This is a genomic window from Candidatus Nitrosopumilus sp. (assembly GCF_040878665.1).
Taxonomy (GTDB): domain Archaea; phylum Thermoproteota; class Nitrososphaeria; order Nitrososphaerales; family Nitrosopumilaceae; genus Nitrosopumilus.
Genome location: NZ_JBBDLU010000008.1, coordinates 201,041 through 213,402 on the forward strand (window position 1 = coordinate 201,041; position 12,362 = coordinate 213,402).

At 31.3% G+C, this 12,362-nt stretch carries 13 protein-coding genes; 2 read left to right on the forward strand and 11 right to left on the reverse strand.

Annotated features, from left to right (window positions below; all coding sequences use genetic code 11):
- Positions 1–138 precede the first annotated feature (138 nt).
- The 8 genes from WDZ98_RS09145 to WDZ98_RS09180 form a co-directional block, all read right to left on the reverse strand.
- Positions 139–651, reverse strand: a complete 513-nt coding sequence (locus WDZ98_RS09145; protein WP_368060307.1) for a hypothetical protein — start codon at positions 649–651, stop codon at positions 139–141.
- Positions 648–1,268, reverse strand: coding sequence for a hypothetical protein (locus WDZ98_RS09150; RefSeq protein ID WP_368060305.1), 621 nt, complete (start codon positions 1,266–1,268; stop codon positions 648–650). The genes WDZ98_RS09145 and WDZ98_RS09150 overlap by 4 nt, the downstream gene beginning before the upstream one ends.
- Positions 1,269–1,271: 3 nt before the next feature.
- Positions 1,272–1,952, reverse strand: coding sequence for a hypothetical protein (locus WDZ98_RS09155; RefSeq protein ID WP_368060303.1), 681 nt, complete (start codon positions 1,950–1,952; stop codon positions 1,272–1,274).
- Positions 1,949–2,791, reverse strand: coding sequence for a hypothetical protein (locus WDZ98_RS09160; protein ID WP_368060978.1), 843 nt, complete (start codon positions 2,789–2,791; stop codon positions 1,949–1,951). The genes WDZ98_RS09155 and WDZ98_RS09160 overlap by 4 nt, the downstream gene beginning before the upstream one ends.
- A 149-nt stretch (positions 2,792–2,940) precedes the next feature.
- The gene (locus WDZ98_RS09165; RefSeq protein WP_368060299.1) at positions 2,941–4,128 is read right to left on the reverse strand and encodes a hypothetical protein; all 1,188 of its coding nucleotides are present in this window, start codon (positions 4,126–4,128) and stop codon (positions 2,941–2,943) included.
- Between the two features lie 323 nt (positions 4,129–4,451).
- Positions 4,452–4,655, reverse strand: coding sequence for a hypothetical protein (locus WDZ98_RS09170; protein WP_368060297.1), 204 nt, complete (start codon positions 4,653–4,655; stop codon positions 4,452–4,454).
- Positions 4,656–4,706: 51 nt separating this feature from the next.
- Positions 4,707–6,119 (reverse strand): hypothetical protein, encoded by a 1,413-nt coding sequence (locus tag WDZ98_RS09175; RefSeq protein ID WP_368060295.1) that lies wholly within the window; start codon positions 6,117–6,119, stop codon positions 4,707–4,709.
- A gap of 8 nt (positions 6,120–6,127) precedes the next feature.
- The gene (locus tag WDZ98_RS09180) at positions 6,128–6,331 is read right to left on the reverse strand and encodes a hypothetical protein (protein WP_368060293.1); all 204 of its coding nucleotides are present in this window, start codon (positions 6,329–6,331) and stop codon (positions 6,128–6,130) included.
- Positions 6,332–6,936: 605 nt separating this feature from the next.
- Between WDZ98_RS09180 and WDZ98_RS09185 the strand changes: the two genes are divergently transcribed.
- Complete coding sequence (locus tag WDZ98_RS09185) at positions 6,937–7,308, forward strand: hypothetical protein (protein ID WP_368060291.1); 372 nt, start codon at positions 6,937–6,939, stop codon at positions 7,306–7,308.
- On the opposite strand, the gene WDZ98_RS09190 is transcribed toward WDZ98_RS09185, so the two are convergent.
- Positions 7,289–8,956: a hypothetical protein gene (locus WDZ98_RS09190; RefSeq protein WP_368060289.1), complete on the reverse strand. Its 1,668-nt coding sequence runs from the start codon at positions 8,954–8,956 to the stop codon at positions 7,289–7,291. The genes WDZ98_RS09185 and WDZ98_RS09190 overlap by 20 nt on opposite strands.
- Before the next feature lie 164 nt (positions 8,957–9,120).
- Here WDZ98_RS09190 and WDZ98_RS09195 point away from each other — a divergent pair, with 164 nt between their 5' ends.
- Positions 9,121–9,387, forward strand: coding sequence for a hypothetical protein (locus WDZ98_RS09195; RefSeq protein ID WP_368060287.1), 267 nt, complete (start codon positions 9,121–9,123; stop codon positions 9,385–9,387).
- A gap of 192 nt (positions 9,388–9,579) precedes the next feature.
- Here WDZ98_RS09195 and WDZ98_RS09200 read toward each other — a convergent pair whose 3' ends face one another.
- Together WDZ98_RS09200 and WDZ98_RS09205 are read right to left on the reverse strand one after the other, a co-directional pair.
- Positions 9,580–10,218, reverse strand: a complete 639-nt coding sequence (locus tag WDZ98_RS09200) for a DUF4352 domain-containing protein (protein WP_368060285.1) — start codon at positions 10,216–10,218, stop codon at positions 9,580–9,582.
- A 177-nt stretch (positions 10,219–10,395) separates the two neighbouring features.
- Positions 10,396–11,748 carry a hypothetical protein gene (locus WDZ98_RS09205; protein WP_368060283.1) on the reverse strand — a complete coding sequence of 451 codons (1,353 nt, stop codon included), beginning with the start codon at positions 11,746–11,748 and terminating at the stop codon, positions 10,396–10,398.
- Positions 11,749–12,362: the final 614 nt, after the last annotated feature.

A 12,362-nucleotide genomic window follows, 5' to 3' on the forward strand; every position in this document is an offset into this window, starting at 1 on the left:
GCCGATTTAGTATGTTTTGGTAATCCAGAAAAGTACTGAGCGTGATTTTTAATTGACAAAACATTTTTTGAAGTTGGTTGATAGTTAACAATAATTCAAAAAAATATAGTGTGGGTTAGTTCATCAAGAATCTAGTTTTCATTTTTTATTTTCTTCAGATAAAGTCATACAATATGGATTTTTCAAATAGCTCAAAATATCCTCTTGTGCTACTTCATGTTGTAATTTATCTCCAATCCAACAATAAAATCTCATATGAGTTAGATCATAACTGCCATCAAAATACAGATTCATTCTAACATGAAAATCATCATCATTTCCTGCAAAATATGATACATGAGCATCTTGTACTGATACGTTGGCATCATCATATTTGGCATAAAATGCTACAACTTCTGGTTTGTCTTTGTAACGTTCAATTAATGTCAATTTGTGAGCCTGTTTTTCAGCATAGTCTTCTCTGGCATCCGACCAATCTGGAAGATGCCCGTTTAGGAATAGTTCCCAACAATGATTAAAACTCGAGCGAGGAGTCTTCATCCATAAAGGTGGATATAGACAGTCATACATTTGATCAAAAAGATATACAGTAATGCCTGAAATAATTATTCCAAATACTATCATAATTATTATCAATAGTCTAGTTTTCATTTTTTCTTTCTCCTAAAGATTACAAACACAGACACGCCAGTGATTGGAATAAGCAATAGAAATGCGATAATAGTAAGTTGCATTTGAATACTACCTGAATCCCATCTCTCAACTCTTTTTTCTTGAATCAAGTTATTGATTGATTCAAACTCTAGTTTTTCTTGCTCTGTCAGGGATTCATAGAATATGTTAGAAGTAGCAGATCTCATATCTCCCTCAGAGATTGATACCTGACGAATTATTTCCACAACACTTGGAAATGCTAGAAACTCTGGAGAACACTGGTCAATCTCAAGGGATGATTCGGTTTTCTGCACAAATATGACATATTCAAATCCATTTTCAAACTTGTAATCCCAATTCTCATTAACTGAAACAGAAATTTGCCCACTCGTATCCCCCTTGAACGATTCTAATACTTCAAATGTTACTACAGGCATTCTAGAGTCCCAAGCGTAATAGTTTTTGTCCAAAACTTTGCCATGTAAAACATAATCAGAGTTATCATACTCGGTACCAAGCTGAGGTAAGGCACAAGAAAGAGCTTGTGCATTATTGATGAATCCAAACAATGGCAATAATGCAATCAAAAATATTATAAGAAACTTAGTTTTCATTTTCTACAACTCTCGAAAATTATGATTCAAACTGTGCTGTATGATTTGAGGATATTTGCATTCGAATCTATCTTCAGGCTCTATTACTGTATGCCATGTCAGAAAATAATCAACACCATCAATTGTTGTAGTTCCAAGATATTGAACTATTGTTGCACCAGTTCCATCAAAATTTCCGCAATGCGTGATAAAAGAATCATATTTTTCAATGATTGTGTTAAATTCAAAGTCTTCTGTAATCTCATAAATTGTTTTGTTCTCGTTTCCTATGCGATAGTCCTTGTCTGCAAACGTAAACAGTGCAGTATTTTTGTCAATTAGTTTCATATTCTTTATTGTAAAGATCCCTCCTTCCAACCCGACTCTATCAAAGTGGAGTTCACCGTTAATTCCGTTATTTCCTGTGATAAATGATGTCAAGTGATCTCTGTCTTGTTTGTCATGTACTGTTGGTTTTTTGTAACAATATTGATTCATTGACGGAGTAGTATAACACGTAGAATCTTTTTCATCTTGTACGTCTTGGAATTCATTTGGTTTTAGAAGAAAGTTTGGAATTATTTTGGCATTGTTTAATGGAACAGAATATTTGTAAAAATCATCTATTTCAGAATAGTTTAATGAAATTAGCAATAATGGTACAAGAATTACACTAATTACAAAGAGTCCATTCACAGTTTTCATTGTCTCATCATTGATCTCAATTTTAAAAGTTCATCCACACAAATATCAAATTCTGATTGGGGAAATCCAAATCCAATGTCTTCAATACCATATTCTGCTCCATTCTCAAACATACTTGAGTGTCTAGCAAGATGGATCATCATGTCATATGTACAAATTTGAGGTACATCATATCCCAAAAATGAATAACCAAATTGGAGTCTGTATTCTATAGGAGCATATTTGGAATCACATAATTTTTTATCATCATACCAAGTTCCATTTAACAAATCACATTGCACTTTGTTTTCAACTATCGGTATTCCTGTTTGAAGGTCATAGTTTCCAATTCTTTCACATTTATCATTCCGTATAAAACCTCGACCTCCTGAACATAATGCTTCATCTAATTCATATGAACCAGAATCTGTTTTGTTTTCTAATTCTCTTGTTGTACGTTTTTCAAGAATCACATTCCAACATTCTTCAAATTTTTCTTTAGACATTCCATCAGGTAAGCCAATAAAATCTAGATAATATCCTCCATCAGACTCAAAATCCAAAATATTTGAGTGTCTGGAAAGATGCTCAAGCATTGGTTTGGTACACCCCATTTCCTCAAATTGTTTTAATGAGATACAGGTATCGAGAGTAACACCACTTTCAGTTTCACCAGAAGTTTCCCTATCCACAACAAAACAAATTGGGTCAGGTAAGATTTTTTGAGGTTGAGGATTTTCATCACTAGTTATCATTCCGGTAGCTAGTTTAATTTCCTGATTATATGCAAGAGAAACGTAGGTTGTAGAAATTGCAATAATAACAATTATTCCGATGATTATCACGGGTTTAGTTTTCATTAGGGTAAAAATCCTCCAACGTTGTCATAATCTCTTTCTTTATTACAAAACGTGCAACGTTCTTCACCTTTTTTGTTTTCTTGATAATCATGAAACAATCTACATCTACAAAATATACGAAATAGTTTTTCTAACATTTTTTGTTTATCCTATTTTTCATTGTCTAGTTCCTGTATTGATTCTGGTTCTAAACAAGCAAAATTCTGCAGTATTGTTGGAGGAAAAATATCTCCATTTGATACTTGTATTCTATAGTATCCAGTTTTGTCGCAAACAAATTCCTCAAAGTCATCTCCCATAGAATACAAGTTAAAAATAACAAATGAATCACCAGTGGTAACACACAGATTTTTTGAAATATGTTCAAACATCACTTGATCTTGTACATCAATTATTCGCAGTTTAAGATTTGAGCAATCAGAATAGTTCCCCCACTCTAGCAGATCAAACTGTATTTTGTCTCCTACATCATGATGCTTTTCATGTGAGGTTACTGCATATTCTAGATAGTTTTCTTCAGGATGATACTTTTGTGAATATTCCAAAGCAATCTCTTTTTTTCTATCATGGCTCAAAGGGTATTCATCATCCCCATAAACAAGATTCCCCATAACTCTATATGAAAATTCATTTTGTCCCGTTATCTCAAGTTCCTTAATTGGATCAGCACTTGCAGGCAACATCAAACGTAGCTTTGCCCAGCCTCGCTTGATAAGCTCTGATTCAGTGTCTGAATAAACACATGCAGGTTTGTAATGAATATTCCAAACTGGGAATTTATCTTTGTCACAAATGATGTGTCCTAGTTTGATTCCAAGTTTCATTTGTTTATAGGGGGATGGCATATCAAATGGAATCGGATAAACTGTACGGTCAAGGCTTCCTCCTCCATGATTTTGCCTTACTACAAACTCTCGTTTAATGACTGCATCAACAAATTCCACTTCAAGATAGTATCTCCCAGACTCGTTGATGATTATGGGTTTGCTTTCATTGTATCCAATTTTGGTTTGTACTAGATTTGAAACAAAATTAGGATCACATGAGATCTCAGCACCCCAACCCAAAACAAAATTGCCCTCATCATCAGTTATTTTTGCATCGTAGGAATTACAATTGGTATCTCTTGTCTTTTCTATAATGAATTGTATTGGCTCTCCAACTGTATGTGTATATGAAAAATCAATGAATTTGAGATTTTGCCCTTCTGATGCTATTTGGAGAATACTGGCTAGAGCAGTTGGAATATCATGTGAAGAGTAATCCTCAAAGTCTACTGTATGAATAGTTGGATATACAATCACGCCCATCAGGAATACAGTAATCGAAATACCCAAGAAAATGCAATATTTTAGGTTCACATAGTTATTTTTTACCAGAACTTCATAAAGAGTTCTAATCTTTTAGATTAGTCTTCATCAATGATTGTCCAAGACAATCCAAGTAATTGTTCCCAAGAATCAGATTTATCATTTGACATGACGTAGATTTACAAAATTTACTTAAAACACTAATGAACAAATGATCCATGAGAATTCTCAACATCTAGGTAATCCTTACGCTAACTTTTTCTTTTTTGTGCGTGAACATTTCGAGATTGGCAAGGTACTTTCTTCATACTTTGTGATATTTTACAGTTATCATAGAAAATAATGATATGCTAAAAACAATCTGTTTTACTAAATTTCTTAAAATTAGGCTCAAATTTACCTTGAATTGTCAAGAATCCACAGTTAGTACATCTTCTTCCGTCAAATGTTTTTTTTTCAGCCAATCTGTAACTTTTTGTTCGCCTTTGAGTGCAACCAGTAGGGCATACACGTAATTTTGTTTGTAGTTGAGTAGGAAGTTTTACTTGTTCCACAAGAAAATATTCAATGTTGTATTTAGAAAGAATGGGTTATTGTTTAATTACCTATTTTTGGGAAACGGCAGTATATTTTCCAAATTCGGATTCAATTATTGTAGATTTTGATAATAATGTTTGAATAGTTTTTTGAACTTCTTTGATAGGTAATTCTAAATTTTCTGCAATATCATTTTCAGATCTATTTGAATTATCTCTAAGATATTTCCAAACACGTCTTTGTTCGATAGATAATACTGCTGATGCGGGGATTTCATCATATCCCCACATTTCTTGAACTTCCATCACATTTTCTATATTTTTAAGATAAACTTTTGATGCTTTTTCTATACTATCTAAGGTAATTGAATCAATGGAATTGGAACGTCCAAATGATAAAGCTAAATTATGAATTGATAGTGGTTTTCCTTTATGTCCAAGATCTAAGAACTGATTATTTCCTGTTCTTTCTGAAAATGATTCAAATGTTTCAGAAATCGTACTTAGTGCTTTTCTATTCTTTTCTATCCCTTCATTAAAGATATCAAGTGATACTGTAGGAGAAGACAGTCTTGTAGTAAGAATAAATTTGTATATTTCAGGATCAACATCATACGAAACATGGTTTCGTTCTACATGTTCTTCAATGATAATTGGATAATCAGATTTGACCAATCCTCTTGCATCAAAATTAAACGGACCCATAGTTTTTTGTAGTAATGTAATAGAGCATTCATCCATACTTTTTGGAATTCGATCTAATTTTGTATCAATATTTTTTGGAATCTTTTCAACATTTGCAACATTATCATCCCATCCAAATTTTGGAAGGTTTGCCGTAGTTCCTAATTCAGGAATTTTAAATGAAAGAGACTTGTTTTTTGTAAAATCTTTAGGGATAAACCTGTTCAAATCTCCTAAAAACATAGATAATGCGTTTGATTTTGAATAACTTGCAATGGTCAAGGTGAATCCCCCTGTTCTTTCAACAGTAGAAGTTGGAGAACTTACAAAATCCTGTGCAATTAATGCTTTAGTTGTACCTCTAATGTTTCTCCATTTCTCAAATAAAATATCAATAAAATCTTTAGGGGAAATATCAGGTTTTATTTTTCCAAAATCATGTTTTGTTTTATCAATATCAATAACAAGTAAAACTTTGACAGTTTTGTTTAGAATTATGTCATATTGCCAATTACCGCGAATAGTTGAATATTGATTTAGATCAGGATAAGACAACCCATTTTCTACTTTACAAATAATACTTCCATTTGTAGTGGTACTTGTAGGAATTAATAGAAAATAAGGAGGTCTGCTCCAAACTACATACCCAGATATTTCGACACGATCTTGTTTTCTAGATTCACTAAATTTTTTCATTTGTTCTAATTCAAATTTTGTGAATTCAATACCATGTTCTCTTTCAAAAAATCTTGTTTTAGCATATTGATATTTTGGAATATCATATGGGATTATAGACATAAAATCACCTAAAGATATTCTTCTTCGTCATGGATGATTTCATCATCAATGATAATTTCTTCACCTTGAGCAGTTCTTTGAATATTTTTTTGTTCATCAATTTCCTGCATTACTGATTTTATTGCTTGCTTTAGTTTTTGACCATCTACATTTTCTAGCCAAGTATCTCCATAAGCAATTTCCAATAATAGTTTTTTTTCTTCTTCATTCATCATTATTCCTATTATGTTTTAGATCCTCAAGTATCGGATCGATCAATTCAGTTAACAATTTAGTGAGATCAATTGATCCTAATTGTTTTCCAATTTCATTGCGAACTTGTAGAAGATCTTCTTTGTTCTCAATATTTACATTATAGGCATAGTTTAGAAGATCGATCAGGAATTTACAATTGACTAACAGATAACAAATGTTCGATAGAATATTTTTTAGATTTTAACAGTGTATAGATTACAATGGCAGGACACAGAACATACAAATGCACAGAAGAAAATGGTCAATCCAAATGTGAATTGATAAAAACTGAACCTTCTTGCGAAGAAAAAGTTACGTTCATCACACAAGATGACAATTGCGGATGTAGTGAGTAACTTTATTTTTTTTCAAAGAAACACAAGCCGTCACACTTGTACAAGATTTAATGACGGGACGGTCATGAACTTGTGTCTCAATAAAACATGGTAATTCTGATTTAAAAACACGATTAAATTATGAATTCTATGAATTTTCATAATCACCAAAACCACAAAAAGGATCTAGTGTAATACTGGTATATCCTCATGAAGGCTCTTTGGGTACAAAGGAATACTGGAAACCCATGAATGAGGTATTTTCAGATTATATCAGGTACAATGATGCAAAATCTGAGGGAGAAATTGGGCTTTTGAGTAGACGACATCTTACAATCAACAATTCAGATTCGATTCACTATATCGGCAAGGAATCAAACGAGTTGGAAAAATCAGAGATTTTTGGAGTTTTAAAAGAGGATACGATTCAATATGTGAATTTTCAAAAGAGAATAAGAGAAATGATTGAAAGTCTCACTTTGGAGAAAGCATTAGAGATTGGAATTTCTAGAAGAGAATTTTTTTATTTGAAAAAGAAACTAATCAATAGACATTTGATAAAATTAAATGGAAAAACAATAAATAAATTTAGGTCACAACTTAACTTTCAACAATTTTAGATAATCTAAAAATTAATATTTTTTCAATCATTGATTGAAATTTTTCTAACTCATCATTGGTTACAATAACTCCTTTATCTCCATGTATAATGTTATTACGTTTTTTTCTAGCTGATCTTATCATCTCCCACTCTTCATCTGTAATGGAAATGTTTTCAGAATTACAAAATTGCTTAATTCTTTCAAAGAGAGGAGCATCATTTAATCTATTTAATGATGCTTGTAGTATTACACTTTGTTTTTCATCTAAAGTAATACTTTTTAATATTTTTTTTATTTCATCTATCTTCTCAGTTGTAAAGATCTTTGTTGGGGTAATTTCAGTCATAACAAATTCTAAAGAAGTACTAAGAAAAATTAATCGTTCAGTTTTATCTGAAGAAAATAACGACAGTCTTAACCAATGACAGCTTTCAAGTAGCGATGATTCTTCCTTTGAAAGAGATTCAGCTTCTTTTGAAATCAAATATTCAAATGTATCTTTGGTGTGCTTAAAATAATCTCCAGCAAATCTATCTAAAACAAGCAAGTTTTCCACAATTGAACGTAAATCTAAAAATAAATGCCCGTTACTAGTTGTGTCTCTACAGTATATTTTTGGTGGAACTTTGATTCGTGAAAAATGCCTGTATGCAGAAAATGGAACTTTTGTAGATTGTTTTATTCCATAAGATGTAAAAGAAAAATCTGAACGAAATGATAACCAGTCCATAATTCTGGATATTTTCTGATATCCTTTTTTGACAGCTGTATGATAATCCGTTGCCTCAACCTCTGTTTTTATTCTTAAATTATTGCCATTCCAATCAGAGTCATTTCTTCCAGTACTACTTTTTCTGATAAAATTGTCGTCTGGAGAATTTAGTTCATGATAAATTACCGCATCAGCAATTTTAACATCTTCCTGCAACACAATATTCATTACTGGCATGATGATGGAAAATTTTCGTTTATTGAAATTAATTTTTTTAATTATTGCTTCATCATAATTAGTGTGTAATTCTACTAATTTTGATGTGAAATATAACGACTCTAAAGCAGGCATGTTAAGAAATTGAAATGTCACTTTAGAATATTGAATGTATTTGTCACTTCCCACACAGTGAAAAAACAAATCATCATTATGTGGCTCTGCATCTCTTACAAATCCTCCAAAAATTGCTTTACCTGTAGATTTATCATAAATTTTGACCCAATCTTTGAAATCAACGTTTTTAAGATTTGGATTTTTTGCTTCAAAAAGAAAAAATTCAGCTACTTGAGGAATGTTTGGCTGTGGTGGAGAAATGTATCTCATCCATATTCCTTGTTCAAATTTTCTTGAACCAATTTCAATTATGTGTTGGTCAATCATAATTTTTGGAATTTTATCCACAGGTGGTGTTATATTTACAGATTCGGCATATTCGAAAACGTAATTATCAAATCGATCTCTTTTTTTTATAAAATGCTCAGTGAATCCAAGAAACTCAGAATCATTTTTAGATATAATTTCTTGTACATCACTCCCTTTAGCTAACTTTATTGTGACTGTTAAGACAGCCTCAGATGCACTATTATTGAGATTAACCATACTCATTTCTTTTGATGCTATTTGATATCCTTCTGAAATGAGTTTTTTTAGTATCTCTATATTCTCATTGACCAATTAACAGGTTTTGGGGGCATCTATATTATTAATTTTGAAAGAAATGGATCAAGAATTGAAAACGTTCATGCGTTAGAACATATTTTGAATTTTCTAAAGAAGTTTTTAATTCAGATTAGTTAAAAAAGTATTATTGTTAACCGAGGATGTGGAAATTATTAATTATGAGAAATTTACGGAATGGAAAGTATAGAAAATATGAGAAAATAATACTTCAGATTCTACTAAAACCACCTTATGATATAATGGGTACTGGTCAAATCAGATTTGTTTCAAAGATCCCAAAATCCTCGTGTTACGATGTTTTAGGAAAATTGAGGGAAGAAGGATATATTGATTGGATTGGTGAGTCACAGGATTGGACTAGTTTGATATCAATCACAGAGGCAGGAAAAGATTATCTAAAAAATATTCAAGACCAAAATCTGTAATTTACATCTGTCCGAGTTATCTAATTTTTAAAAACCAGTTTAAGAGAAGGAGATAAACTAATTGTGAGTTCAAATGAATCTAAATAAAATCCAAACATAGATCATTTACTCGTTTCTTCTATAAAAAAATTGTTTTTAATTTAAGAAATTACGGAATTTAGTACAAAATCCGAGACAAATCAATGTTTGAATTTAATCCAATTGAATAATGTCTTGCTTAACCAAATATTTGATTGCGTTAAGAAGATCACCTTCTGAAACCTGTCCTTGTCCATACCATACAAAGATGTTCTTTATCCACTCGGGAATTTTAGATGGTAATTTACTTTCTGAATTTCCATCACCTACATTGATTGGAAAAGTCTTGATAGTGCAATCAAAAATCGGTTCTGCACATATTTCAGGAGTAGACTCGTATAGTTTTAACGAATATTTCAGATTGACATCTTTTGGAATTTCATAACACAAATTTGCATTTTCTGTGAGTCCGGGGTTCACATTGATTGTAAATAACAGTGGACAATCTTTTGAAGACACATCATAATCCTTTTCTTTTAATTCCAGATATGATGATGATGTAAACTCTCTTTGTTTTGAATCAACTAGGAAAATAGTATTTGCCAATATTTGGGATGCAGAATTCCCCTCATTGATAAAAGATACATTAATCTTTAAAACATCTGAATTATCCGAACTAATTTTATCAATACTGATGACTTTGACATTGACATTTTCTAAATTCTGCAATTGAGCATATGTGGGAGTAATGAATGAAAACCCAAAGCCTACTAAAACAATCGTTAATAAAATAAAATAATTGATTTTTCTCATATCTATTCTAAATTTTGTATGAACTTAAGATTATCGAAAGTGAAGAGTTAGTGCAAAATCTTGTTCCCTAATTGTCCAAAATAGTGCAAAATCTCACTCCCTAACTATATTCCCTCAATAATGACGCGGGTAAATTAATTTGAACCCAAAGTAAATGAAAGTGTTTTTTTAATATAATTAATTCATCATCACACCCTTGATTTTTCTCTGAAAATCCTTCTGTGTTCTTTTACCGTACCATTTTTTCAGAGTTGCGGTATCTTCATGTGACATTTCACCAACTAAATCATAATTGTAATCAGTATCAATTAACCACATTTGCAATCCAAAATGTCTAAATGCATAATTGATTCTGTCATGAGTTCCAAAATCACCATGTTTGAAACCGACCGCAAATAGGATTTGTTTTAGAAAATGATTGTCCTTAGTAACTTCTTTTTTTACTATATCATCATAATTTTCAAAAGTGAAAACTGTACTGTTATCATCCCAAAACAAATATTTTTTTCGTTGGGATTTTCTAATGTTGTATAATTTTTCTAATGGCTCTACAAATTCAACATCTAAAATATATTTGTGATAATCAGTGTCAGTTTTATTTTCAATAACTTCAAAATGACAAATTCTTCTTGGATATGCAAATATTTTATCACCTTTGTATTTTGCATACTCTATGACTTTGGTATCTGTAATTTTTTTGCCGTCACCAACTTCTACGTATTCCACTACTTGGTCTAGGAATTGTATTTTGTCAATTTCAATTAGATAAAGTGTTGATGGTCTCACAAAACTCCATGTCTTTACACCAAATTTCAAAAACCAAATAGGATCCACATTTCTTTTTAGGAGTAATTTTTTTGCTTCAATTACTTGTTCAGTTGTGATATGTAAATCACTAGATTTTGGTTTGTACTTTGTGCCAGATATTTTTAGTGTCTCACCTTCTTTCTTTGAAATTTTAATTTCAACTACATCTTCTAAAAATCCTCTAATTGCTTGACGTAATCCCCAATTCAATTCACCATTTTCATCAGGTTTTGTAACTTTGAATAGTTCAATAACCATAGTTCTAACAACATCTTTCCAATTTTCTTGAGTTATGTTGTCAGGATGTATTTTGAAAGTTGGTGTCTTGAGACCTAGACAAAGCCTTGCAAATGCAGTTTTTTTAACATGTATTGATTTTGTCGTGTTGGTTTCATCCCATTTTTTAAATGAATCAGTTTGGTAAATTTCTGATTTTTTAATTAGTGCTTTTTTGATGGAACGTGATGTATTTTGTTGGAGTGGTAGTTGAAAATAGTTGGATCCGTCTACTTTGATAATTTTACCTGAATCCCTTAGTGGGTACAGATAATTTCTTGAAAATGGCTCTCTTTTCATGTGAAAATGTTTTGCTAATGATGATGGGGTTTGTGGTGATTTTTTTAAAATTTCTAGAATTTCATTTTGAATATCTTCTTTGGTAGATACTGCACCGTCCAGTCTGGAACGAGTGGAAGGGATTTGTGTATTTAATACACTGTCCAATTATCCCAACCCCTAAAAGTGGGATTGAGATTAATCTCATAATTGGATACAACAAGATTTAGACTCTTTCCCACTATATTTCTCACAAAAAATGATTCTCATGCCTAGATTAAAAGTGAATCTGTCAAAAAGTAGTTGGCAAAGTGGGAATTAGGCATTAATTTGATAGTATCATTATTACGCATTTGATGATATAGCATCATTTTATGAAATTGTGGGATTCATGTCCGATAGTGTGGAAAGTCTAAATAAATTGTGAGAAATATCTAGGGAAATCCCATCACTACCGAACATCATTTCATCATTTCATTTTGTATAAAAGATATTGGATCCTGTCATTTGATATTGTTTAGTCAATTTCATTAATTAGCATTTTTTGAAATGCTTTTCATTTCCATTTTTTCAAGTATGTGAACTATTTTGTGGGCACACATTTTTTGTGAAAGTGGGCGTCACTATTCCATAAATGGAAAAATGAAAAAAGTTCATTCCCACAAATTAAATGGAAAAATAATGGTTGTACCTAGCACGTTATTTTGGTTGTACCTAACTGTATGAAAAAACGTGGCTTTGGTTGTACCTGATGGTCGTACCTAAATGCTTTCATTTTGTGA